This window comes from Synechococcus sp. H55.8, assembly GCF_047462375.1.
Lineage (GTDB): Bacteria > Cyanobacteriota > Cyanobacteriia > Thermostichales > Thermostichaceae > Thermostichus.
This window is the reverse complement of sequence record NZ_JANSJC010000006.1, coordinates 96574-119831: the sequence shown is the minus strand read 5'-3', so window position 1 is coordinate 119831 and position 23258 is coordinate 96574. Positions and strand designations below refer to the sequence as shown.

The 23258-nt window shown below is 59.2% G+C and carries 21 protein-coding genes and 1 pseudogene; 14 read left to right on the top strand and 8 right to left on the bottom strand.

Features of this window, described 5'->3' with window-relative positions:
* Window positions 1-540 precede the first annotated feature (540 nt).
* The 4 genes and pseudogenes from NW862_RS04580 to NW862_RS04565 form a co-directional block, all read left to right on the top strand.
* A pseudogene (locus NW862_RS04580) lies at window positions 541-819 on the top strand (hypothetical protein); the annotation flags it as partial.
* A 79-nt stretch (window positions 820-898) separates the two neighbouring features.
* Window positions 899-3106, top strand: a complete 2208-nt coding sequence (locus NW862_RS04575; protein WP_414426963.1) for a phosphoketolase — start codon at window positions 899-901, stop codon at window positions 3104-3106.
* Window positions 3107-3132: 26 nt separating this feature from the next.
* Window positions 3133-4503 (top strand): AAA family ATPase, encoded by a 1371-nt coding sequence (locus tag NW862_RS04570; protein ID WP_414369116.1) that lies wholly within the window; start codon window positions 3133-3135, stop codon window positions 4501-4503.
* The gene (locus tag NW862_RS04565) at window positions 4496-5149 is read left to right on the top strand and encodes a Rho termination factor (RefSeq protein WP_414335601.1); all 654 of its coding nucleotides are present in this window, start codon (window positions 4496-4498) and stop codon (window positions 5147-5149) included. Before NW862_RS04570 ends, NW862_RS04565 begins: the two co-directional genes overlap by 8 nt.
* Window positions 5150-5353: 204 nt before the next feature.
* On the opposite strand, the gene NW862_RS04560 is transcribed toward NW862_RS04565, so the two are convergent.
* The 4 genes from NW862_RS04560 to NW862_RS04545 form a co-directional block, all read right to left on the bottom strand.
* Window positions 5354-6892, bottom strand: coding sequence for an L-aspartate oxidase (locus tag NW862_RS04560; RefSeq protein WP_414426962.1), 1539 nt, complete (start codon window positions 6890-6892; stop codon window positions 5354-5356).
* Between the two features lie 2 nt (window positions 6893-6894).
* A complete protein-coding gene (gene nadA, locus NW862_RS04555; RefSeq protein WP_414335604.1) occupies window positions 6895-7851 on the bottom strand; it encodes a quinolinate synthase NadA in 957 nt (318 codons plus the stop codon).
* A gap of 198 nt (window positions 7852-8049) precedes the next feature.
* Entirely contained in the window at window positions 8050-8913 is an 864-nt protein-coding gene (gene nadC, locus NW862_RS04550; RefSeq protein ID WP_414335605.1) for a carboxylating nicotinate-nucleotide diphosphorylase, read from the bottom strand.
* 69 nt (window positions 8914-8982) lie between these two features.
* Window positions 8983-9312 (bottom strand): hypothetical protein, encoded by a 330-nt coding sequence (locus NW862_RS04545; RefSeq protein ID WP_414335607.1) that lies wholly within the window; start codon window positions 9310-9312, stop codon window positions 8983-8985.
* 126 nt (window positions 9313-9438) lie between these two features.
* On the opposite strand from NW862_RS04545, the gene NW862_RS04540 reads away from it, so the two are divergent.
* The 3 genes from NW862_RS04540 to NW862_RS04530 all read left to right on the top strand — a co-directional run bounded on the left by NW862_RS04540 (window position 9439) and on the right by NW862_RS04530 (window position 12183).
* Window positions 9439-10011, top strand: a complete 573-nt coding sequence (locus NW862_RS04540) for a pseudouridine synthase (protein WP_414335608.1) — start codon at window positions 9439-9441, stop codon at window positions 10009-10011.
* Between the two features lie 513 nt (window positions 10012-10524).
* The gene (gene rsmH / locus NW862_RS04535; protein WP_414336010.1) at window positions 10525-11478 is read left to right on the top strand and encodes a 16S rRNA (cytosine(1402)-N(4))-methyltransferase RsmH; all 954 of its coding nucleotides are present in this window, start codon (window positions 10525-10527) and stop codon (window positions 11476-11478) included.
* A 174-nt stretch (window positions 11479-11652) separates the two neighbouring features.
* Window positions 11653-12183: a hypothetical protein gene (locus tag NW862_RS04530; RefSeq protein WP_414348908.1), complete on the top strand. Its 531-nt coding sequence runs from the start codon at window positions 11653-11655 to the stop codon at window positions 12181-12183.
* Here the strand turns inward: NW862_RS04530 and NW862_RS04525 are convergent.
* The gene (locus NW862_RS04525; RefSeq protein ID WP_414336014.1) at window positions 12180-12923 is read right to left on the bottom strand and encodes a response regulator; all 744 of its coding nucleotides are present in this window, start codon (window positions 12921-12923) and stop codon (window positions 12180-12182) included. The two genes, NW862_RS04530 and NW862_RS04525, sit on opposite strands and share 4 nt — an antisense overlap.
* 133 nt (window positions 12924-13056) lie before the next feature.
* Window positions 13057-13974, bottom strand: coding sequence for a ribokinase (rbsK, locus tag NW862_RS04520; RefSeq protein ID WP_414336016.1), 918 nt, complete (start codon window positions 13972-13974; stop codon window positions 13057-13059).
* Between the two features lie 187 nt (window positions 13975-14161).
* Between rbsK and NW862_RS04515 the strand changes: the two genes are divergently transcribed.
* The gene (locus NW862_RS04515; RefSeq protein ID WP_414336018.1) at window positions 14162-14488 is read left to right on the top strand and encodes a YbjQ family protein; all 327 of its coding nucleotides are present in this window, start codon (window positions 14162-14164) and stop codon (window positions 14486-14488) included.
* Window positions 14489-14872: 384 nt separating this feature from the next.
* Here the strand turns inward: NW862_RS04515 and NW862_RS04510 are convergent, their stop codons facing one another.
* The gene (locus tag NW862_RS04510; protein WP_414336113.1) at window positions 14873-15622 is read right to left on the bottom strand and encodes a YebC/PmpR family DNA-binding transcriptional regulator; all 750 of its coding nucleotides are present in this window, start codon (window positions 15620-15622) and stop codon (window positions 14873-14875) included.
* 173 nt (window positions 15623-15795) lie between these two features.
* The gene (locus tag NW862_RS04505; RefSeq protein ID WP_414336111.1) at window positions 15796-16506 is read right to left on the bottom strand and encodes a hypothetical protein; all 711 of its coding nucleotides are present in this window, start codon (window positions 16504-16506) and stop codon (window positions 15796-15798) included.
* Window positions 16507-16736: 230 nt separating this feature from the next.
* Between NW862_RS04505 and NW862_RS04500 the strand changes: the two genes are divergently transcribed.
* The 6 genes from NW862_RS04500 to NW862_RS04475 all read left to right on the top strand — a co-directional run bounded on the left by NW862_RS04500 (window position 16737) and on the right by NW862_RS04475 (window position 23137).
* Complete coding sequence (locus NW862_RS04500; protein WP_414336109.1) at window positions 16737-17660, top strand: fructosamine kinase family protein; 924 nt, start codon at window positions 16737-16739, stop codon at window positions 17658-17660.
* A gap of 373 nt (window positions 17661-18033) precedes the next feature.
* A complete protein-coding gene (gene cfa / locus NW862_RS04495; RefSeq protein ID WP_414426961.1) occupies window positions 18034-19173 on the top strand; it encodes a cyclopropane fatty acyl phospholipid synthase in 1140 nt (379 codons plus the stop codon).
* Between the two features lie 151 nt (window positions 19174-19324).
* Entirely contained in the window at window positions 19325-20380 is a 1056-nt protein-coding gene (locus NW862_RS04490; RefSeq protein ID WP_414337272.1) for an extracellular solute-binding protein, read from the top strand.
* Window positions 20381-20421: 41 nt separating this feature from the next.
* Complete coding sequence (locus NW862_RS04485; protein ID WP_414337271.1) at window positions 20422-21273, top strand: ABC transporter permease; 852 nt, start codon at window positions 20422-20424, stop codon at window positions 21271-21273.
* The gene (locus tag NW862_RS04480; RefSeq protein ID WP_414337270.1) at window positions 21270-22073 is read left to right on the top strand and encodes an ABC transporter permease; all 804 of its coding nucleotides are present in this window, start codon (window positions 21270-21272) and stop codon (window positions 22071-22073) included. Before NW862_RS04485 ends, NW862_RS04480 begins: the two co-directional genes overlap by 4 nt.
* Window positions 22070-23137, top strand: coding sequence for an ABC transporter ATP-binding protein (locus NW862_RS04475; protein WP_414337269.1), 1068 nt, complete (start codon window positions 22070-22072; stop codon window positions 23135-23137). Before NW862_RS04480 ends, NW862_RS04475 begins: the two co-directional genes overlap by 4 nt.
* Window positions 23138-23258: the final 121 nt, after the last annotated feature.

Genomic DNA, 23258 nt, shown 5'->3' with positions numbered 1-23258 from the left:
AGCCAAGCGGGGAAGGGTGCGTCCATGCTCAAGCCCTTAACGCAGGCCAATATAGGGGTGTCGCCTCCAGATCTTTGGTAATGTGTGCTACCGTTTGTTACCTATTATGCAGTTATGTCATCTTAAAATGCTCATTCAGATGGACGCAGGACACTCCCCTTTTCCAGAAGGGAGTAGCTTTGCCGCTCCTAATCCGCCGCCGAGCACGGCTAGTTGACACTCCCCCGACTGAAGTCGGGAGATTCTTAAGTAGCCCACAAACGGACTTGTAAAGGTGTTGTCAAACCGCCCCTAGACAGTCCCTCGAGGCAAAGCCCCAAAGTTCTGCTTACTTTTTTCAGTAGGTTAGCCGCAGCGTTAGCATCAGCGTTCACTAACCACCCTTTGGCTGTTTGGCACAGTCCCCGCTTTATCCACTTCCCAGACGCTTGCCACCGGTCGGGTTTTTCACCGTAGTTGGGTAGCTCATCCCTATCCAAGAAACTTGCCTGGGAAGTGTACGCCTTGTCTACCTCAATGAACTCAATACCATAACGTCCTGTAAGAGACCACCACTCCCGGTTGAGGGCTGCTCTTCAACACAAAGCCAGTCAGGGCACACGCAGTTCACGGCGCAGGTGCCGGGAGCTGCTGCAACGCCTGTCTGGCAGGGAGAGGCGCTTTCAAGCGTGGGTGAACCACTGCATCTCCACTGGCGTCAGCGGGACGGAGTCCTTTGTGATTGCGCTTTTGGGGGCTGCCGTAAACCAGCCCAGAGGCCCGTGGTTGGCTTGTCAACTGCAGGGCTACCAAAAGCCCGTACTCTATACGTCAGCATGAGTGCGGGTAGTTTACAACATCCAAAAGGCCTTATCAGGTTTAAAGTGAGGAGTAACCCGACAAAGAGTGAGGCTTGACCATGACGCTGGCTCAGGAGGCAACTGCCCAAGTTCCCGCCTTTTGCGAAGGGATCCAATACTTTGGGGATCCCTGGCCGGAATTCGATCGCCTGGGCCAGGAACCTGCAGTGGATGCTGCCACAGGCAAGCTGCGGGATCCCGGCAGTCGCATGGCCGCCTACCAGACCTTGCTCTATGCCGATGCGCTGCGCTACCTCACCCTGCAGATGACCGCCAGCAAAGCCTCGGGCCACCCAGGCGGCTTTGCCAGCCAGGCGGAAGCCTATGCCGCTTTGGTGTACCTGGGCCAAAAGAACATCCCCACCGAAGTGGGCCACCACGCCCCCGGCTTCTACGCCGCCATGTTCTTGGATGGATCCCTGGCCGAGATGGGCATCCACACGGTCTCTGACTTGCGGGCCCGCTTCCGGGAACGGGAAGGGCTGTTGGGCCACCTTTCTGGCTACATCCCCGGCTTGCTGGCGCCGGCAGGGCCACTGGGGCAGGGGCAGCACTTTGCCATGGCCGGCGCCCTGCTCTACCCGGATCGCCTCTTCCCGGTCACCATCGGCGATGGGGGCCTGGGGGAGCCCTACGTGATGAGCTCCATGATCCACTTTCACACCGCCTTCCCGCAGCGCACCAACTTCCTACCGGTGCTGGTCTGGAACGGCTACAGCCAAGAGCACCACAGCATGATCTCCACCCTCGCCAACGCCCAGATGGTTGAGTACTGGCGGGGCAACGGCTTTGAGGAAGTGGTGCTGGTGGATGCCAAAGACTTCGACGATGCCCAGCAGCCTGGCCCTTACGTCGATAGCACCCAATTTTCTCTGAAAGCCCGCTTGGCCTTTGCCCAGAGGGTACTGACCGAGATGGAGCGGGCCATTCAGTCAGCTCTAAGCGGCCACCTGACGGTTTTCATCCTCAAGCAACTGAAAGGGGCGGGCGTGCACGCCAAGGGATCCAAATCCCACAACCTCTATGCCCACCACACCTTGGATAACCCCGACATCGTGGCCGCTCTGCAAGCGCGGGCCCTGCATCCGGCGGCTTGGGCCCTGGTGCGCCAAAACTGCGAGCGGGCTGCTGGGGGGCCGGCAGCCAAGGTGGTGGTAACGGAATCCGTCCGCCCTCTGCCGCCGCTGGGATCCCTCAACTTAACTGAGTTCCCCCTCGGCGATAAGCAAGTCTCCACCACGGCCATCGGCACCCTGGTGGTGCAGGTGGGGCAGAAAGATCCCGACTTTCTGGTGGCCAATGCCGATGGTAACGAGGCTTCCGGCATCGCCAACGTCAACCAAGGTCTCAAAGTGATCCACCCCACGGCGGATCCCCTCTACAACCAACAGCCCCAAGGGCAGGTCTACGAACCCCTCAGTGAAGATGCCTGCGCCGGCTTGACAGGGGGCCTGGCGCTCTTTGGCGGGCGCTCCCTCTGGTGCTCCTATGAATCCTTTGCCGTCAACGGCCTGCCCATCTGGCAGACGGTAACCCAGGCGATGGCCGAGCTGCGCCGCCCCACCCCTGCCGCTATTGCCCTCTTCACAGCTGGAGCATTGGAACAGGGACGCAACGGCTGGACCCACCAACGCCCGGAAATCGAGGCCTACCTGGCGGCTATGATGCGCAACGGCAACATCTTCCCCCTCTTTCCCCCCGACGCCAACTGTGCCCAAGCCGCCTACGAGTGGGCCTTATCGACCTTCAACAAAGGGATCCCGATCTTTGCCAGCAAAACCCCCCTGCCCATCCGCACCACCCTGGAACAAGCGCGCCAAGCCGTGGAGCAGGGCTGCACTGTGCTGCAGGAACTGCCTGGATCCCGCACTGTGGTCTTTGCCGTGGTGGGAGATATGATCCTTCTGCCAGTCTTTGCGGCGGCTGAACAGCTCCAGGCCCAGGGGATCGGCAGCAAAATTGTCTCGGTGGTCAACCCTCGCCGTCTCTATCGCCCCAGCGATATAGCCTGGCCCACCTGTGCCCAACCCGATGGGGAGTTCATGTCTGACCAGGAGTTTGCCGCTTGGTTTGCCGGCGCAGCCCTTATCGGCGTGACTGGCGGATCCAGCCTGATGTTGGAGCCCCTGTTGTTGCGCTACACCGGCCCGCGCGATCTTTTTGCCTGGAAACGCGGCGAAACCACCGCTACCCCTGCCGAACTCATGGACTACAACGGCCTAACGGCCCAGGCGCTGGCAGAGCGAGCCAAGCAACTGCTAGGCTGAGGGGCACATTGGGATCCCTTCAGTCTATGACCAGTGCTATCCCCCTCCGAGAGAAGCTTGAGAGGATATCCCCCACCGAGGGCAAGGAGCAAGTCATTGTCCAACATTTCGCTATCCCCTTGCTCCATGAGCTAGGCTTTGGAGACCTGGAGATTAGGCCTGAGTTTGAAACAGGGTGCGGAGAAGTAGACTTTGCGGCTAGAAAAAACACACAACATACAGACATCTTCTTCAACTCTAGGAAAAACCCATACCTTCTCTTGGAAGTTAAGTCCAGGACAGTCAATCTTAGTGAGGGATCCGCTGCCTGTAGAGATGCAGTAGATCAAATAAAAAGGTACTTGCTTGGAGAGCATTGCAAATCAGCAAGGTGGGGAATAATTACCAATGCAAATTACATCCAGCTCTGGAGGAGACACGGGAAGGTTGTTCACCCTGTTACAGCAAACCTTGCTATCAACCTGGATAACATTGAGAACATCGTGCATGATTTACGAAACAAGATAGAAAACTACGAGCGCGCTTTGACCATATGTGTGTACAACAATAAAGGCGGTGTGGGCAAAACAACAACGGTTATTAACCTTGCAGGAGCATTAGCATATAAAGGGAAAAAAGTCTTAGCTGTTGACTTTGACTCCCAAGGAGATTTGACAAGAAGCTTGGGATTTGATTCCAAAGGAGATTTGACAAGAAGCTTGGGAGCTACTCCTGGAGAAGTTACACTAACGCAGTGTTTAAAGGATCCCAGGATAGACGTCCACGCTATTGTTAAGCCATATAGGATCCAGGCTAAGCAAAAAATCTTTTCTTTCTTTGACCTCATTCCAAGAGACCCTGAGCTGGAGAAACTGACCGACAGCGAAAATGCAGCCTATATCCAGAAAGGAACCAGGCGCCTTCGGGATCTGCTTGCCCTCCTTCGTCATGAGTATGACTACATCCTAATCGACTGCCCAACTCAGTGGCTTTACTTCAGCCAAAGTGGACTTTTTGCTGCCGACGTTATTTTGATACCTACCCGACCTGGCGATCTGTCTTCTTTAAATAATGCTGTTAGAGTAATTACCAAATTCATTCCAGAGACTGTTAAATCACGACACGACGGAGGCCCTATCGCTTTGCCTATCTTTTTTAATGGAGTCTCTTCGGGAAGTCAACATACTATTGAACTAGCAAATGAAGAAATAGGAAAGTTTATCAGCCAGGATGTATGTTTAGTTTCGTATTTTTGGCCGCGTTTTAAGAAGGGCAATGAAGACAAAAGCATTTTTAAGATACCTGAATATGCAGTGATATCTTCTGCCACTTTCGCTCGAATTCCTGCTGTTTTTAGGGACAAAAGGATCTTAGAATACTACCAAAGTCTCGCCGGCGAGTACTTTATCGATGAGTGAGTTTTCCGATCTCGGCAAGCTGGTCAACCTACCCCTCGAGAGCATTACGCCTGCCGAGGGGTTTTCCGCTCCCTCTTTCTTGGTTACTGCAGCAGCCGCTCAGTTAAGGGCAACAGGAGGGCACAATTGGGTGCCGCTGCTGGTGGTTGAGGCTAGCGACTACCAGTACAAGGCCATTGGCAACCATTTTGTCTATGCAGTTGCTCAAGAAGCCGGGTTGGAGAGGCTGTGGTGTATCATTGTTGACCCAGCCCCGGAGCAGGTGGAGCAGGCCCAAGTTCTCACTAGAGAAATGGTTCCGAAGGTAAATTTGACGGAGGCTTCTAGGGAAACTATCTTGGCTGCGCTGAGATACCTGGCCGAGCAGCCCGGCACCCCCCTCAAGGGAGTTGATGTAACCATTGCAGCCGCGCGAATTGCAGAGGCAGATAGGAGCTGGTGGCAGAACTTAACTCCCATAACCAAGCTAGGATGCAGAATTACGCGAGGCAAAAAATTAGATGCCCTAAAAGAAGTTTTTTTTCTAACTCCTACAGCGCCGCCTCCCAGTAAGCAGAAATCGTCCAAAAAATCCACAGCATCTGCCAGTGCCAAGAAAACAAGCTCAACTCGCTCGCGGAAAAAGACAGAGGGAGAGAGGGGCTAGGGATAGCGCTCCGCGTCGCCGGCGCGTTCGCGGCAGCGTTGCGTAGCAACAACGGCGCGACAAAAAACCTTTCATTGCTATTTGAATTGAATTAAATAACTATAACTCTCAAACCCATTTCATCTTCATTCAGCCTTCATTCAGCAAAGGGTTCAATTCTGCGGCTAGGATGCGGATAGCTCGCTCCTGGCAAAGACAAACCACTCAACCTGCAGGTACTCGACAAAGGGTTGAGCCGCACACTTCGGTGTGAAAAGGCTCCCCTTCCTGGGGAAAATCTTCTCGGAAATGGGCCCCTCGGCTTTCCTCTCGCAGCAGCGCCCCCTGTGCCACCAGGCGAGCGAGCAAAAGTAGACTGCCGGCCTCCGCCTCTTCCCGGCTGGCCCAGGGCTTCTCCTCTAGGGGCAGGGCTTCTGCAAAAGCCAGAAAAGCTCGCAGCCGCTCGCCCTCCCGCACCACGCCCAGGGCTTCTCCCACTTGCGGCTTGAGCTTGGGGAGAAGAGAGGGTGGCGCAGTGAGCACAGGTAGTGCCTGGGGCTGCCGAGGGGGGCCGTGTAAATCTTGCAAGGCGGCCAGAGCGGCCCGCTTGCCCATGACCAGCCCTTCCAAAAGGCTGTTGGAAGCTAGGCGATTGGCCCCATGCAAGCCCGTGGAAGCCACCTCCCCCGCTGCATAGAGGCCCGGCAAGCTGGTGAAGCCGCCAGCGTCGGTGCGTACCCCACCCATCACGTAGTGAGCCGCAGGAGCGACTGGGAGAAGATCTGTTGTGGGATCCAGCCCCAAGGCGCGGGCAGAGGCGACGATGGTGGGAAAGCGTTCCCCCAAATGCTCAATGCTGCGCAGGTCGAGGTAGACCGCCCCCGTCCGCTGCCGCTCCCAGAAAACAGCCTGGGCCACCACATCCCGCGGCGCCAGCTCGCCCAGCTCCGCATAGCGAGGCATGAAACGCTCCCCCCAGGCGTTGAGCAGAACCGCTCCTACCCCTCTGGCGGCCTCGCTCACCAGTGCCCCATTGGGCAAGGCCGTAGGGTGAAATTGCACAAACTCCAGATCCCTCAAGATGGCTCCGGCGCGCCAGGCCAGCACCATTCCATCGCCGCTGGCCCCCGGTGGAGCCGTGGAGATGGGAAAGAGGCTGCCAAATCCTCCCGTAGCCAGGAGAACCGCCCCGGCCTTCACCTGTACCGGCCCTTCAGGGCCGAGAAGCAGGGCTCCCGCCACTCTGTCTCCCGCCAGCAAAAGGCTGAGAGCCGTGTAGCCCTGCAAAGGCGGCCTGCTGAGACGGGCCAACAGGCCTCTGAGCAGCCACAGCCCGCTGCGATCCCCCCCCAGGTGACGCACCCGTGCCCGCGAGTGGCCTCCTTCTCGCACCGGCTCGGGATGGAAAGGCAGTCCCCAAGACAAAAGTTTCTCCAGGTGAAAGGGCGCTTCCTGCAAGATGGAGCGGGCCACCTTTGCTTCCACCAGGCCGCGGCCTGCCTGCAGGGTGTCCTGGAGATGGGCCGCCACATCCGTCGCGTCCAGAGGAAAAGCCACCCCCCCCTGCGCCCAAGGCGTAGAGCCAGAGGGCAAGGGATCCTTGCTCACCACCAGGGTTCTTGCTCCCTCAGCTTCCGCCCACAGGGCTGCGTACACTCCCGCCACCCCGGCTCCCAGGATCAGCAGATCCGTTTCCCATCGCGATAGCGCTGCAGTTCCCGACAGACCCTCTTGCAAGGGCGGCACGTAGTCCTTGCGCCTCACCTCTAGGCCCCGGCAGGGATCGCCAGCATGGCCAGGATGGACTGGCGGGCCTTCGCAGCCACCGCCTCCGGCACCCGGATCACGGGGCGCATCTCCAGCAGGGAGCGGCGGATCTTCTCCAGGGTGATCTTCTTCATGTACTCGCAGACGGCATCCGCCTTCACAGGGATGAACGTCTTGTCGGGGGCTTCCTTCTTCAGGCGGTGGAGAATGCCCACCTCGGTGGCGACCACGAACTCCCGGCAGGGCGAACTCTTGGCATGGCGCACCATGCCCTCGGTGGAAAGGAGCTTGGCATCGGGTTTGAGAAACAGACAACTGGAGCCACAACTGCATTCGGGGTGAATGAGGAACTCTGCCCCAGGATGCTCTTCCACCATCGCCTTGAGGTGCTCTTCCCGAATGCCGACATGCACGTGGCACTCGCCGGGAAACAAATCCAACTCCCTGCCTGTCACCTGCGCCACGTGGGCCCCCAGGAACATATCTGGCACAAAAAAGATGGGGCGATCCGGGGGCAGGCTGGCCACCACTTGAACCGCGTTGGCGCTGGTTACGCAGACATCGGCCAGGGCCTTGATCGCGGCGGCAGTGTTGACATAAGCAACCACCAGGCCTTCTGGGTTGGCCTCTTTCCAGCGCAGCACATCTTCGGGGCAGATGCTATCGGCCAAGGAGCAGCCCGCCTCCAGATCCGGCAGCAGCACCGTTTTTTCCGGGTTGAGGATGGCCGCCGTCTCAGCCATAAAGTGGACGCCGGCAAAGACGATGACCTGGGCGTTGGTCTTCTGCGCCTCGCGAGCCAGTCCCAAGGAGTCTCCCACAAAGTCCGCCACCTCCTGCACTTCGGGGAGCTGATAGGAATGAGCAAGAATAACCGCCTGTCTCTCCTGTTTGAGCTGAGCAATTTCCCGGACGGTCGCAGCAGCGTTGCCTCGCAACAGGGTTTCTCCTTCCATTACTTCCTAACGGTTTTGTTCCTCTGTGAGCTGGAGCGGAGCACTTTTTGGGCAGAGCATAGCTCCCGCAGGTGGTCAACTCCGCTTTGGAGAAGCATCTGAGCCGGCAAGAGAAGCCTTTCGTAACAGCGGGACGGAGCCGAGCCCAGGTTGTCTTCTCAAGCTAGCATCAAAAGCAGTGCCCCGCGAGAGCGTGTCTCAGGGCGGCACCACCAGCAAAGAGAGATCCAAGGCCTTGGCGGAGTGGGTGAGCGCCCCGACGCTGACGTAGTTCACGCCTGCCTCGGCAACTTGCCGGGCCCGTTCCAGGTTCATGTTGCCGCTGGCCTCCAGAGGAACCTTGCCGCCCACCCGTTGGACGGCGGCCCGAGTTGCTTCCAGGGTGAAGTTATCCAGGAGGATGAGATCGGCGCCTGCCGCCAACGCCTCTTCCAGTTCTTGGAGATCCCGCACCTCGACCTCCACCTTGAGGTGGTGGGGAGCGCCTTCCTTGGCCCGTTTGACGGCTGTCAAAACCCCCCCCGCGCTGCGGTCGCAACAGAGTTGCGTAGCAATGATGTGGTTCTCTTTGATCAAGATGCCGTCGAAGAGGCCAAAGCGGTGGTTTTTGCCGCCCCCTACTCGTACTGCATACTTCTCCAGGGCGCGTAGGCCAGGGGTGGTCTTACGGGTGTCCAGAAGCTGGGTTGAGGTTCCTCGGAGAGCTTCTACATAGGAGCGGGTGAGCGTGGCAATGCCGGACAGCCTTTGGAGAAGGTTGAGCGCCAGCCTCTCCCCCGCCAGAATCCCCCGCAGGGATCCCTTGAGATGAGCTACCTCTTGGCCAGCAGCTACTGCGGCCCCCTCTTCCACCCAAGGGGTGAACTCTACCTGGGGATCTGCCAGCCGGAAGACTTTTTGGGCAATCTCCAGGCCCGCCAGGATCCCCGGCTCCTTGGCCAAAATCACCGCCTCGCCCTTCAGTCCTGGGGGCAGGGTCAGCTCTGTGGTGAGATCGCCGTGACCCAGATCTTCCCGCAGCCAAGCGCGAAGGATCTCCTCAGGCAAGTCAACTTTGTCCATTGTTTTAGCTGGTGGGGGTAGAGCTGGTTGTATGAGACGGCTTTGCCAGGATCTGATACAACTTTTGCCCTAGGGGGTGTTTTGCGGCGTTTCCTCTGCCGGGCTGGGCGCCGTATCCGGCTCTTGGGCGAGGGCAGAGTCCTCAAGGCTGGGAGCGGTTTCTTGCTCCTTAAGAGGAAGCTGGGCGGCAACAGGCTCTGGGGCAGAAGGGGAGGGCGCAGTCGGGATCGCGGCTTCTTCTTCGGGAGCAACCGCAGGTGGCTGGGCAGCTTCTTTTTCTTTTTGCTGTTCGTAGCGCCGGCGTTTGTTGCCCTCGTCCACCAGCACGTACACCAGACTGAGGAGAGAGAGCCCCGCCGTTCCGACTAAAACCCAAAGTAAATTGTTGTCTATGGTCATGGGTGAGCTCCGTCAAACGCTGCTGCCGGTGGAGGAACATTGCTCCTTAAGGCTCGATCTTACCGTTGAAGCTGCTCTGCCTAGCTGAAAGATCCGGAAAGATGGAATTCATGAGTTGTGTGCCTCATGCGTTATCTCAAGTTCTACAAGCCCTACGGTGTGCTCACCCAATTTACCGACCAAGAGGGGCGGCCTACGCTCAAGTCTTTTATCCCGGTGCCCAGGGTCTATCCGGTGGGTCGATTGGATCGCGACAGCGAAGGGCTGCTCCTGCTGACCGATGATGGCATCCTCAATGCCCGCTTGATCGATCCCAAGTTCGGCCACGAGCGCACCTACTGGGTTCAGGTGGAAGGGATCCCCACCCCCCAGGCCCTACAACAGTTGCAACAGGGGCTGATCATCCAAGGGCGAAAAACGCGCCCGGCCCAGGTTAAAGTCTTGGCCGAGGAACCCAACCTGCCGCCACGGGATCCCCCCATTCGCTTTCGCCGCTCCATCCCCACCACCTGGCTGGAACTGACGCTGCGGGAGGGTCGCAATCGACAGGTGCGCCGCATGACTGCCGCTGTTGGGATCCCAACTTTGCGGCTGGTTCGCGTTGGACTGGGGCCGCTCTCTCTGACGGGGCTTGCTCCCGGCCAGTGGCAGGATCTCAGCGAGGCAGAACTGGCTCAGTTACAGCAATACTGTTTCTAATCACCAAGCAGTTGTTGTTTTTATCAAGTTGTCTTTATCAAAAAGTTGGGTCTAAAACTTCAGGCTTTTCTTGGTTTTGGATGTATGGTCATTTCCAACCGGATTAAGACACTTCGCCGCCAATCCAACTCCTCTCCCGGCCCTCTCTCCCAAGGGGCGAGGGGGAGAAGACTCAGAACCCTCTCCCTCTGGGAGAAGGCAGGGTGAGGGATCAACGAGGGATCAATTTGTAGTCCATTTAGCACAAGGTCAGTTACCCAATAGCGATGTTGCCCTCACCCCCGGCCCCTCTCCCTCTGGGAGAGGGGAGTTAGAGCGGCGCGTAGCAATGTAGAGAAACGTTTCGTTGCTATTTGAAATGACTATAATTTGAGATCATGAAAGCTTGATAAAAGCACAGTCTCTACTCTACAAACCAATAGAGGCGAAACTCAGCCGACCTACTGAACAGACGGATCCATTTGGCTGGGGAAAAGACCCGGCTAGCATCGAAGCCACCCCTCTGCTGCGCTTATGGACTTGCCGAAAACTCTGCTTGGGGAGATCCCTCTCTACCACCATGAGTCCGTTCTGACTGAAGAGGTGGTGGCCTATCTGCAACCAAGGAGTTCGTCCCGCGAACGGCAGGGCGGCACCTTTTTGGACGTGACGGTGGGAGGGGGTGGACACAGCTTGGTGCTGCTACAAAGAGGAGCAGAGCGAGTGGTGGGGCTGGATCGGGATCCGGCAGCTCTGCGGGCGGCCCAGGCGCGTTTGGCCGCAGCAGGGATCCCCGACAGTTGCCTCCGACTCTGGCACCTCAACTTTGCCGATTTCGATCTGCAGCAGCACGGCTTTCGGGATGAGCAAGGGCAGGGGATCCCCTTCGATGGCATCGTGGCCGACCTGGGGGTGAGTTCGCCACAACTGGACTCTCCTGAGCGAGGATTTAGCTTTCGCCGGGAGGGGCCGCTGGATATGCGCATGGATCCCGGTGCTGATCTGGAAACCGCTGCCGATTGGGTCAATCATCGCCCGGTGGAAGACTTGATCGACATTTTCACCCGCTATGGCGAAGAGCGATTTGCCCGCCGCATCGCCCACCGCATCGAACAGTCGCGCCCCCTTTTCACCACCACCCAACTGGCCCAGGTGGTTTGCCAGGCGGTACCCCCGGCAGCGCGGCGAGGCCGTATCCACCCGGCCACCCGGATCTTTCAGGCGTTGCGCATTGCCGTAAACCGAGAACTCGAGGCTTTGGAAACCTTGCTGGCTCAGGCTCCCACTTGGTTAAAACCCGGCGGCAGGTTGGCCGTGATCAGCTTCCACAGCCTGGAAGATCGCCTGGTGAAATGGGCCTTTCGCACAGATCCCCGCTGGCAGGTGCTCACTCCCAAACCCGTGTGCCCTTCCGAGCTGGAACAGCAACGCAATCCGCGTGCCCGTTCTGCCAAACTGCGAGTGGCTGCCCGCCGAGCGGCGCCGTGATTGCCCTCCACCTCGCCTGGAGGTTTGATTTAGCACCCTGCGTCTCATCGTGGAAAGCTGCTGCAGATCGGATAGAGTGGGTCGGAAAAGGACTCCGTCCCGCTGGCGCGAACGGCAGCGACCCATTGCTAGCGTTGTGACGTTGGCACTTGGTGTGTGTGAGGTTTGAACTCTATGATCAGCCAGCCTTTGAACACAGGCCGTGGCCGCCGCCCTTTTCCACTGCAGAGCAAAACCGCGACCTTGCCTGCCCGCCGCCACCCAAGGACGGCTGCCCACGCCAGCAAAGTCAGTCGCCCCCAGCCCTTAAAATCGGCTCATCCCCACAGTCGGGATCCCGTCTGGAAAAAACATCTGGTCAGGTGGCAACAGATCTCCACAGGCATGGCCATTGTCTCGGGGTTGGCGGTGCTGGGCCTCTACAGTTGGACTGTGCATACCCAAAGCCAATGGAGCCAGCGTTACCAGGTGTGGCAGCAGATGCAGCGCAACGAACGGCAGTTTCTGCTGGCTCAAGAATCCATCGCCAATGCTCTGCGGGAAGTTGCCGACCGCTCCGACATGGTGCCGCTGGTGCCGGAGCGGATGATCGAGGTGCCTTTCGCCTCCCCTGGCCCAGTTGAACCCCATCCAGGCCACCAGGCCGCGCTCCGCGCCGCTAGCCCGACCGAAAAAGCCCCGCCCTTTTATCCGGTTGGGTACTAGTCCAACGGATCCAATCGATAGCGGCTGAGCCAGTGATCCAAATGCACTTCCTCCTCATCCAGCAGTTGGGCGTTGATCAACCCCCGTTTAAAAGCAAGGCGGATGGCGCGGGCCCGCAGGCTGAAGGTGGTTCCCCACTCGTCGCTCTCGATTTGGTCGTTGCTCACTTCTAACTTGTCGTAGAGGTTGCGCAGGCGGTTGGTGACCCCTCGGCGGGACAAAAAGCGCCGTGCGGCAATGGCCTGGTCGGTGAGGCCGAGGGCAATGTCCACCAACACCTCATACTCCGCATCGCTGAGACCCGTAATTTTGTTTTGTGAACGGGAATCGACCCCGCGCACTTCCCGATCGATCACGCATTGCTCGTCCTGCACCACCGCTTGGATGGCGCTGACCAATTTTTCATCGGTGCAGTTTTTCAAAAGGTAACCATAGACGGTTTGCGGGGGCACAATCTTGTGCAGCTCCCGCACATAGACTTCATCGGCAAAATGCGACCAAAAAATGATGCGTGTGCTGGGGCACTCTGACCACACCTGGCGGGCCACCTCGATCCCGGTCATCTCGGGCATGCGAATATCCATCAACACAAAGCTGGGGTGGTGCTGACGGTAGAGATCCAGCGCCTCTCTGCCGTTCGAGGCTGTGTACACCGGGCCAAATTCAGGCAAATGTTGCGTCAGTAGGCTGTGTACATGCTGACGGTAAAGAACGTCATCTTCAGCAAGGAGGGTACTCACAGGTCTTTGTCAGAGCTACCGGATGTTTTCTGTCTGTTCATCTCCTAACCCACACCTACGCGGGAAGACAAGGTTCTCTTGAGCAGTACCCAAGGGATCCTGTTACCGGCTGTGGTCGGGTGCTAGCGCTGGTCTAGGCTGTTTCTGGGGCAGAGGCCAAAAACGCCTCGATTTCAGGGCGCCGGGGCAAGCTGGGTTGGGCTCCCGCGCGGGTTACGGCCAAAGCAGCGGCGGCATTGGCAAAGCGCAAGGCTTCCCTCAGGGATCCCCCGGCAGCCAGACAAGCGGCCAACGCCCCACAAAAACCATCTCCGGCAGCAGTGGTATCCACCACCTCTACGGGATGGGCCGGCCAATGGCCCCTTTCTTCCCCATCGGCCCAAACGAACCCTGCCCCTCCCAAGGTGAGGATGACGGTTGGGATCCCCTGCTTCTGCAATTCTTGAGCCACCTTTTGAGCTTGTTCCGGCGTTTCCACAGGAGACTGGGCAAGGTCGGCGGCTTCGATTTCGTTGAGCACCAGGTAGCGAACCTGGCGCAACAGGGATCCCGGCAAGGGTGCGATGGGCGCAGGATTGAGCAAAATGGGGATCCCCTGGGCAAAGGCTTGTTCTGCTGCAGCCTGCACGGTGGGCAGAGGAATTTCCAGTTGCAGCAGAAGCAGAGCCACCGGGGTAAAGGGAGGCAAATGCGCTGGCAAATAGCGACCATTGGCGCCAGGGCTGACCACGATCCGGTTTTGCCCGCTTGCATCCACGGTGATGAGAGCCACGCCGCTGGGCCCTTCCAACTGCCTCAGGTGACGGGTATCGACGCCGTTTTGCTCCAGGTTCTCTCTCAGCAGGCGGCCAAACCCATCCGATCCCACCGCCCCCCACATCTCCACTTGGGCTCCTGCTCGTGCCGCTGCCACCGCCTGATTGGCCCCCTTGCCGCCAGGGTAGGTGGCGTAGTCGGATCCCAGCACCGTTTCGCCAGGGCCGGGATGGCGGGGCACCTGCACCACCAAATCCATGTTCAAACTACCCACCACTCGGATTGGGCCTGCCATCGGGTTTGGGGGAGAATCCTGTCGGCAAAGCAGAAGTCTTTGACTCTTGGGCAGCTATTGTATCAGCCGCCGGTTTGGCCGGGGATCCCGTTAACAATACCCCACCACGTGGCAAAGGCCATCGGGAGGGATCTGAAGGTTGACGATCCCGACTATCCTGGTAGGCGTTGACCAAGGGGGCAGGCTGATGTTGCTGACAACCACAGATGTGCTGCAAGGTGTGGAGATCGAGCGCTACCTGGGCATCGTCACCGCCGAGGTGGTCTACGGCAGCAATGCCTTGCGAGATTTCTTTGCCGGCATCCGCGATATTATTGGCGGGCGCACGGGAGCCTACGAGCGCGTCTTCGAGCAAGGCCAAAAAGAAGCCATAGAAGAGCTGGAGCGGCGAGCCAAACGCCTGGGGGCAGATGGCGTCATCGGCATCGCCATCAACACCGACACCATCAACATCGATCAAACCGGCGTGCTGCTGCTCATCACCGCCACCGGCACTGCCATTAAGCTCGGCTGAAGTTCTGGGGGTATGGTCGTTTCAAATAAGATTTAAGACACTTTGCCACCAGCCCCTCTCTCTGAGGGATGACCCTCACCCCCAGCCCCTCTCCCAAGGGGCGAGGGGGAGAAGACTCAGAACCCTCTCCCTCTGGGAGAGGGCAGGGTGAGGGATCAATTTGTAGTCCATTTAGCACAAGGTCAGTTACCCAATAGCGATGTTGCCCTCACCCCCGACCCCTCTCCCTCAGGGATGACCCTCACCCCCGACCCCTCTCCCTCAGGGAGAGGGGAGTTAGAGCGTTGTGTAGCAATAACGACTTAGAGAAACGTTTTGTTTGTAGGTGTGGCCGGCAATGCAGCTCTGATGAGAGTTTCCTGTCGCTTCAATAGAAGGGTGTCCTCAGGCTAGGCTTTCCATCACCGCCTCGTCGATCTCGAAATTGGCGTAGACATTTTGCACATCGTCCAGGCTATCCAGACGTTCCATCAAGGTGAGCACCAGCTTGGCGGTGTCGGGATCCCCCACCTGAACCTCATTGGATGGGATCCAGCGGATGGCGGCATCTTGCACTTGGCAGCCCTCTTTTTTCAGATACGTGGCCACCTGCTCGAGCAAGGAGTAGTCGCAGTATACTTCTGCGCTGGTTCCCTCCACCTTGAGGTCATCGCCCCCTGCTTCTGCCACCGCCAGCAACAGGGCTTCGGGATCCGCCACGTTCTCCAGGCTGATCACCCCTCGCTGTCGGAACATCCAGCTCACACAGCCGGCTTCTCCCAAGCTGCCGCCGGTTTTGTTGAAAGCTTCTCGCACCTCGGCAGCCGTGCGGTTGCGGTTGTCGGTCATCGCCTCGATCAACACCGCTACCCCGCCGGGGCCATAGCCCTCGTAGCGAACTTCTTCCAGGGGGCTGTCATCGCTCCAGTTGCCGGCTCCCTTGGCGATGGCCCGTTCGATGTTCTCGCTGGGCATCCCCGCCGCTTTGGCTTTCTCCACCGCCGCCCGCAACTGAAAATTCCCATCCGGATCTGGCAAGCCGCTGCGAGCCGCCACGATAATGGCCCGCGAAAGTTTGGTAAATAGGCTGCCCTTTTTGGCATCTACACGGGCCTTTTGCCGTTTAATGTTGGCCCATTTGCTGTGTCCTGCCATGCCGCCGACACCGATCCAGTCAAGCCATCAACCGAGGGGATCCCTCCTAATTTTGAAGCCTAGATCACGGCGACCCAGGACTCAACCCCACCCCAGCTCCAACGGCAACAGACTGAGGGCAAAAATGGTGGGATCCCTCTCGACCCAGAGGGCATTTAAAGCGAGCAACCCCCTCAAGGCCGAATGGGCTGCCGTTCGATCACACCCCCCGGCGGCGGTGGAGCGGCTGGGGTTTCTTCAGGGGTAGGCGTTGCCACAGGAGCTGGGGGCAGAGGGGGCACAGCCTCTCCGGGTACAGGCCCAGGTGCGGGCGTGGGGGTTGGGGATGGAGTGAGAAAAGGCGTCACCTGGGGCAGCAGCTCGGCGTAGAAAATCGCGTCTTGCTCTGGCCCCAAGCGACCCACTTGCCAACGGTGACGGGGAACAAACATCGTTTGCAACAGCACTTCTCGGCCAACAAAAGCGGGAGTTCCCGAAAAGACATAGCCATCGACGATGACCCGATTGAGATCGGGCCGAGTTTGAAACACCCGATCCACCTCCCGCCGCATCTCAGCATCCAGCCGCCCCAGCAGAGTTTCCAGAGTATCTTCAGGGCCAATCGGCACCCGCACCGCAAAGCGATAGCCTTCGCAGCGATAGTCGCCACAGATCTTGACCAGCTCGTTACGCACCCGGATTTGCGCCCCAGGATCGATGTTGCGCTCCAGCACAAAGACTTCCTCTTGCGGTTGCTGCTCGACCGGTTGAGCCCAAGTTGGCGGTTGACTTGTCCATCCTGCCCAAGCCAGGGATCCGAAAAACAAGCCAAGGCTCCAACCCAGACTGCCCTGCTGAGCGCGGGGTGAAAAGGCGGGATCGCGATCCGGGTTCGGGCTATTCATAAGCGTTAACCGACATCAGGATGGCTATCGCCAACTCTACCCGACATTGGCCCAGCAGGCACTAGGCAAGGAGAAAAATCAGTTTCAAGATCAATTCAAGATCAAAATGAGAGCAGGCGAACGGCGTCCTGGTCAGCAACGGATGGGCTGTGGCGGAGAGTCTGAGGCAAGCTATGGAGAATATGTCAATTAAGTACCTGTTTTCCCCCAACAACTAACTTTTGCTGTTGATGCAAACTCTTTGGCAAGCCATTGCCCAGCACCTTTCGCAAGCGACAGGGGATCCCATCCAGCCCCTGCGGTATCGTCCTGTGGGCGGGGGCAGCATCAACGCCACCTATCGGTTTTCCTGCGCTCCCCAAAACCCTCTTACAGAAGGGTCGAGAGACTACTTCGTCAAATTGGCCCGTGGGGGAGAGAGGGCGCTGGAGATGTTTGCGGCAGAAGCGGCGGGCTTGCAAACCCTGGCGGCTGCCCACGCCATTCGGGTGCCTCGACCCATTGTTTGGGGATCCGTAGGAAGCCAAGCCTACTTGGTGCTGGAGTACCTGGAGCTAACCTCGCCCCGTCCCCACACGGCCAGTCTCTTGGGATCCCAGTTGGCCCAGTTGCATCGCACCTTGTCTCCCAACGGGAGCTATGGCTGGGATCGCGACAATACCATCGGCTCCACGCCGCAAATCAACAGTTGGCGGCCAAACTGGCCGGACTTTTATCGGGAACAGCGGCTGCTCTACCAAGTCAAGCTGGCCTGCCAACGGGGATACCGCGGCACGTGGGTGACCCAAGCCGAACGGGTGATGGCGAAGCTGGAAGCGTTTTTTCAGGACTATAGGCCGGAACCCGCTCTGCTACATGGAGATCTGTGGGGGGGCAACTACGGGGCCTTGGCCGATGGATCCCCCGTGATCTTCGACCCAGCCGTCTACTACGGGGATCGGGAGACAGATCTGGCGATGACAGAGCTGTTCGGCGGTTTTCCGCCGGCGTTCTATCAGGCTTATCAGCAGGCCTATCCCTTGAACGAGGGGTATCCCCACCGCAAGCCTCTCTACCAGCTCTACCACTGGCTCAACCATCTCAACTTGTTCGGAGAGGGCTACCTGGGCTCGGTGCAGCGCGCCCTGCAGCAATGCCTGCACTTTCTCGAATAGGGTCAGTTATAGTCAGGTGTATGGTGCTTGTAGGTATAGAATTTATTTCCTCGCACTTGTAATCCAATTGCACTCGATTCCGGAAAAAGTTTAACTTTAAAGCCATCCTTTTCTAGAGTTGGCACCTGCTGGAATGTACGGCGTGTTTGGGCAAAACCCACACCACCCCGCCAGTAAAGCTCTTATCAAAATAAGTTTTCCCTCTGGTGCTGTATCCCTGACTTTGGCACCAACAACAGAAGCTAGAAGCCGATAGGCAGAAATGTCCTGAGCTGCTGCCAAGTGACAGGATGAAGAAGCTGCGGTTTAATAGCTGAGCAATACATTGCTGGTTGCGCTCACCAGGCTTGCCTATAGCAAGGGGTTCCTGGAGATGAGGAAAAGCCTTAGCATCTGGCATTGGCTGGCCCGCCGATATGGGCTTAGGCTCTTGAGTGCTGCCGATATAGCCGTCAATGGCTCGCGGCCCTGGGATCTGCAAGTCCACGACGAGCGGCTTTACCTGCGCTGCCTGCTCTATGGATCCCTGGGCTTTGGCGAGGCCTACCTGGAGGGGTGGTGGGATTGTGAGGCTATTGACGAGTTGGTTTGTCGTCTCCTCACCGGTCAGGCAGTGGAGCAAGTGGGCTGGCCGGTTCGGCTCCTGCTTGCCTTGGACAGTCGCCTCATCAACCGCCAGCGGGGTAAGGGAGCGTTTGTGGTTGGCCAGCGCCACTACGACCTTGGCCATGACCTCTACGAGGCCATGCTGGATCGCCGCCTGATCTATAGCTGTGCTTATTGGGATGGGGGGGCACAAACCCTCGACGAAGCCCAGGAAGCCAAGCTGGATCTCATTGCCCGCAAGCTAGATCTCCAGCCCGGCATGCGCGTGCTCGACATCGGCTGTGGCTGGGGAGGCACGGCACAGTACCTGGCCGAGCGCTATGGGGTGCAGGTGGTGGGCATCACCGTCTCGCAAGAGCAGGCCAAGCTGGCCAGCGAACGCTGCCGCGGCCTACCGGTAGAGATCCGGCTGGAAGACTATCGCCAGACGCAAGGAAAGTTTGATCGGATCCTTTCTGTTGGCATGTTTGAGCATGTGGGCTACCGCAACTACCGAACATTTATGCAGGTAGTCCGTCGCCTTCTCAAAGAGGATGGCTTGTTTCTTCTCCACACCATCGGCGCCAACGTTGCCTACCAGGGGCGGGATCCGTGGATTGAGCGCTACATTTTTCCCAACTCGATGCTGCCCTCACCTGGCCTCATCACGGCGGCCTTTGAAGGTCTGTTTGTGCTGGAAGACTGGCACAACTTTGGGACTAACTACGTGACCACCTTAAAAGCCTGGCACACCAATTTTGAGCGGGCATGGCCCCAACTGGCTGGTCGCTACGACGAGCGCTTCCGCCGCATGTGGCGGCTTTACCTGCTGATGAGCGCCGGCAGCTTCAAGGCCCGAGCCAGCCAGCTTTGGCAACTGGTTCTCTCACCTCGAGGAGTGAGTGGTGGCTATCGCTCGGCGCGGTAGCGACACGGAAAGATCTCCCTTCCTGTTTCTCAGGATTCCCTTTCTCTTGAAGAGCCCTGTAGAGATGGGGCCGGCTCTTAACGTCAACTTAAATTTGGCCGTGTAGCCTGCTAATAAGCGCATACACTTATTCGCGCAAGGAGGTCGTCCCATGAAAAAGCTGGCTGAGCTTCCCCTGATCGGTCTCCCCATCGCCGCTGTGTTGACCACGTGGGCAGTGGTCACCTCGGCTCCTCCGGTAACGGGGGCGCCGACTGGCGGGCGCGCTGCCTTGGTGGTGGCCTACAACAGCCCGGAGAAATGGGCCAACTGGGGCGAGGTGCTCAAAACTTTCTCTGCTAAAACTGGCCTACAAGCTCCTTCGGATCCCAAAAACTCCGGCCAAACCCTGGCTGCCCTCAAGGCGGAAGCCGCGGCTCCTCAGGCGGATACGGCCTACTTTGGCATCGTGTTCGGCATTCAGGCTGCCGAAGCCGGGTTGCTGGAGCCCTACAAGCCGGCGGGATTTGCGGAGATCCCGGCAGGGCTCAAAGATCCCGAGGGCCGCTGGATGACGATCCATCAGGGTGCGGTAGCCTTCTTGGTCAACACCAAGGTGCTGGGCAACACTCCCATGCCCCAGTGCTGGGCTGACCTGACGAAGAACGAGTACAAGGGCAAGGTCGGTTTTCTGGATCCCACCCAGGCGGCCATCGGGTATTCGGTGGCCACGGCTGCCAACCTGGCCCTGGGAGGCACGCTGGAGAACTGGGATCCCGGCATCCAATACCTGGCTCAGCTCAAGGCCAATGACCTGCAGCTGCCGGCCCAGACGGCCACTGCCCTGGTTCAACAGGGCGAGATCCCCATTTTGATCGACGCCGATTTCAACGGCTACCAGCTCAAAAACAACGAAAACGCCCCCGTTGAAGTCGTCATCCCCTGCGAGGGATCCCTGGCCATCCCCTATGTCATCGGCCTGGTCAAAGGGGCGCCCAACCCGCAAGGGGGTAAGCAGTTAATCGACTTCACCCTCTCGAACGAGGGGCAGGCTTTGTTTGCCAAGAGCTACCTGCGGCCCGTGCGGCAGGTGAGTGTGGATCCCGGTATTGCCGCCAAGATGCTTCCGGACAGCGCCTATGCAAAAGTGACTGTGCCCGATTTCGCGCAAATGCGCGCCGTGCAAGAGCAATTTAACGAACGCTGGAAAGCTGAGGTCATGCGGTGATCCCAGGCACGGGACTTCGCTCTCCTTTGAGGTTGGCGGCGATGGGGCCGCGGTGGCTGGCTGCACCGCTTGTTCTCCTCTACGCGCTGGGGCTGTTGATCCCGCTGGTTGTGCTGCTGCGCCAGAGCTTGCTGGAAGAGAACGGCGGGAGCCTGACGCTGGAGAACTACGGGGCGGTGGTTACCTCGGCTGCCTATCGCCGCGCCTTGCTCAACAGCATCTGGATTGCTCTTGCCTCTACGCTGCTGGCTTTGATCCTGTGCTTTCCCGTAGCCATCTACATCGAGCGCTCCGCCGATCCCCACCGCCATGCCCTGGCTGTGGCCTTGAGCATTCCTCTTAGCCTGCCGGGGATTGTCATCGGGTTCTTCGTCATCCTGTTTTTTGGGAGGACGGGCCTGGTGCCCCAGCTTTTTTTGCTGCTGACGGGCGAGCGGCAACTGAGCTTGGCTTACACCTTTGGGGGCATGCTGCTGGGGTATCTGTACTTTCAGATCCCGCGGGTTGTGTTGGTGTTGCGGGGGGCGGTGGCTGCCCTTCCTCAGGAGGTGATCGAGGTGAGCCGTACGTTGGGAGCGACACCTTTGCAGGTGTACTTGCACGTGCTGTTGCCGGCGCTCCTGCCGGCTTTGCTCGGCGCTGCCAGCGTCAGCTTGGCCACTGCCTTTGGGGCTTTTGGCACGGCGGCCACCCTCAGCCGTGGCTTTCGCGTCTTGCCGCTGGAGATCGCTGCTTCCTTCACAGAAAGCTTTCAGCCGGGACGGGCTGCCAGCTTGAGCATTGTCCTGACCTTGCTCACCACAGCCATTCTGGTGGGCCTGGGCCAGGTTGCCGAGCAGGCCCTGCAGCCACAGCGCCCCGCAGCGGGATCATCTAGGGGGCCGCGGCCATGAAGCCCTTGTTTCCCCGGTCGCAAGGGGATCCCGTCCTGGCCATTGGGCGGGGGTTTACCTGGGCGGCGGCGATCTTGTGCCTGGCGCCCCTGCCCTTGCTGCTGCTGGTGGCTACCACAGCCAACTGGCCGCTGGGGGTTTGGGCCGGCGGGATCACCGGCAAGTGGCTGCAGGAGGGATGGGAAACGGTGCGACCCTATGCTTTTTTCAGCCTGCGGCTGGCGGGCCTTGTGCTGGGGATCAACCTGGCCGTCGGCCTGCCGGCAGCTTGGCTAATAGCGCGGCGGCGCTTTGTGGGTCGGCAGGTTCTGATGGCCCTGATCAATCTGCCGCTGGCCATTCCCGGCATCGCCATTGCCCTGGCCTTGATCCTGGCCTACCCGGCAGCTCGCGCCAGCGGGATCCTTCTCCTGCTCGGCCAGGTGATCTACACGTTGCCGTTTCTGGTGGCCACGCTGGTGCCGGCTCTGGCCCAAGGGGCATTGCTGGAGCAAGAGGCGGTGGCCCGCACCCTGGGCGCCACTTTCCTGCAACGCTTATGGCATGTAACGCTCCCCTCGATCCGCAGCGCCCTGTTGGCCGCTTTGCTCCTGGTCTTCACCCTCTCCATGGGAGAGTTCAACGTCTCTTTCTTTCTCTTCACCCCTCTCAACAAAACGTTGCCCATCGAGCTGTATTCTGCCTACATCACCAATCGGGTGGAGGTGGCAGCGGCCATGACTGCCCTTTTTCTTCTCTTCGTCGTGCCCGCTGCCATTGCCATCGAGCGACTGGGCGGTAGCAAGGTAGGACAAGCATGACCACCCCTGCTTCTGTCGTCTTTGACCGGATTGCCTACGCCTACATCCCCGGACGCCTAGTGGTCGAAGACATTAGCCTGCAGGTGCCGGCGGGAGAAATTGTGGTGTTGGTTGGCCCCAGCGGCTGTGGCAAAAGCACTCTGCTGCGCTTGGTGGCCGGCCTGCTGATCCCCGCCGAAGGCCGCCTTCTCATCGACGGCGCCGACACAAGCTCCCTGGGGCCAGAGAAGCGCTTGGTGGGCTGGGTGCCCCAAAGCTATGCCCTGTTCGAGCATCTCAACGTTCGCGACAACGTGGCTTTTGGATTGCGCATGCGGCGGATCCCCAGGCCTGTCATCTGCCGGAGGGTCACCGAGATGCTGGAGCTCTGCCGCATTGCCGAGCTGGCCGATCGTCCAGTTACCCAGCTTTCTGGGGGTCAGCGGCAGCGGGTGGCCATTGCCCGGGCTCTGGCCGTGTCGCCGCGGGTGCTGTTGCTGGACGAGCCGCTGGCGGCTTTGGATCCGCAACTGCGGGCGGCCATCCGGGCCGACCTGCAAGCCCTGTTGCGGGCCAGTGGGGTCACCACCCTGTTTGTTACCCACGACCAAGAAGAGGCCCTGGCCATTGCCGACCGGGTGGCGGTGCTGCAGGCGGGCAAGCTGGAGCAATTCGGGACGCCCCAGGAGCTCTGGCAAGCCCCGGCCAGCGCTTTTGTGGCTCAGTTTTTCGGGGGGGCAGCGGTGTTTTCTGCCCAACGTCTTGGACCTGGCCGCGTACGCCTTGCCCCCGGAGTAGAGGCGAACATTCCCTGGCAGTGCGATGGCCAGGTGGTGCAGGTAGCAGTTCGCAGCGGGGATCTGGAGCTTTTGCCCGAAGTTGGCCAATCGATGGAGGCAGGGCAGTTCGTGCCCACAGCCGTTGAGTTCGGAGGCGATGTCTTTAAGATCGCCGGGGAATTGATAGGCGCAGGCAAAGTCACGCTTCTGCACGACCGACCGGTTATCCTGGGGCAAAGCTACCCCGTTCGGGCCAAGCCAGGCCGCGTCCTCTCTGTCATTGGCCGGCCTTGCCACCGCCACTAGGGGATCCCACCTTTGCCGGCAGCCAACTTCAACTCCCCCCGCTTTTGTCGTATGCTTTCCAGAGTTGAAGCAGGCCGCGGGATCCCTGCCGGATAGTGCATAACCTTACAGCCTCTCCTAA

Coding starts and splice junctions, on each gene's coding strand:
- rsmH (WP_414336010.1), top strand. CDS start 10,525: ATGGACTTGCCGAAAACTCTGCTTGGGGAGATCCCTCTCTACCACCAT.
- NW862_RS04545 (WP_414335607.1), bottom strand. CDS start 9,312: ATGACCATAGACAACAATTTACTTTGGGTTTTAGTCGGAACGGCGGGG.
- NW862_RS04510 (WP_414336113.1), bottom strand. CDS start 15,622: ATGGCAGGACACAGCAAATGGGCCAACATTAAACGGCAAAAGGCCCGT.
- NW862_RS04500 (WP_414336109.1), top strand. CDS start 16,737: ATGCAAACTCTTTGGCAAGCCATTGCCCAGCACCTTTCGCAAGCGACA.
- NW862_RS04480 (WP_414337270.1), top strand. CDS start 21,270: ATGAAGCCCTTGTTTCCCCGGTCGCAAGGGGATCCCGTCCTGGCCATT.
- cfa (WP_414426961.1), top strand. CDS start 18,034: ATGAGGAAAAGCCTTAGCATCTGGCATTGGCTGGCCCGCCGATATGGG.
- NW862_RS04490 (WP_414337272.1), top strand. CDS start 19,325: ATGAAAAAGCTGGCTGAGCTTCCCCTGATCGGTCTCCCCATCGCCGCT.
- NW862_RS04540 (WP_414335608.1), top strand. CDS start 9,439: ATGCGTTATCTCAAGTTCTACAAGCCCTACGGTGTGCTCACCCAATTT.
- NW862_RS04475 (WP_414337269.1), top strand. CDS start 22,070: ATGACCACCCCTGCTTCTGTCGTCTTTGACCGGATTGCCTACGCCTAC.
- NW862_RS04485 (WP_414337271.1), top strand. CDS start 20,422: ATGGGGCCGCGGTGGCTGGCTGCACCGCTTGTTCTCCTCTACGCGCTG.
- nadC (WP_414335605.1), bottom strand. CDS start 8,913: ATGGACAAAGTTGACTTGCCTGAGGAGATCCTTCGCGCTTGGCTGCGG.
- NW862_RS04575 (WP_414426963.1), top strand. CDS start 899: ATGACGCTGGCTCAGGAGGCAACTGCCCAAGTTCCCGCCTTTTGCGAA.
- NW862_RS04530 (WP_414348908.1), top strand. CDS start 11,653: ATGATCAGCCAGCCTTTGAACACAGGCCGTGGCCGCCGCCCTTTTCCA.
- rbsK (WP_414336016.1), bottom strand. CDS start 13,974: ATGGCAGGCCCAATCCGAGTGGTGGGTAGTTTGAACATGGATTTGGTG.
- NW862_RS04505 (WP_414336111.1), bottom strand. CDS start 16,506: ATGAATAGCCCGAACCCGGATCGCGATCCCGCCTTTTCACCCCGCGCT.
- NW862_RS04515 (WP_414336018.1), top strand. CDS start 14,162: ATGTTGCTGACAACCACAGATGTGCTGCAAGGTGTGGAGATCGAGCGC.
- NW862_RS04565 (WP_414335601.1), top strand. CDS start 4,496: ATGAGTGAGTTTTCCGATCTCGGCAAGCTGGTCAACCTACCCCTCGAG.
- NW862_RS04570 (WP_414369116.1), top strand. CDS start 3,133: ATGACCAGTGCTATCCCCCTCCGAGAGAAGCTTGAGAGGATATCCCCC.
- nadA (WP_414335604.1), bottom strand. CDS start 7,851: ATGGAAGGAGAAACCCTGTTGCGAGGCAACGCTGCTGCGACCGTCCGG.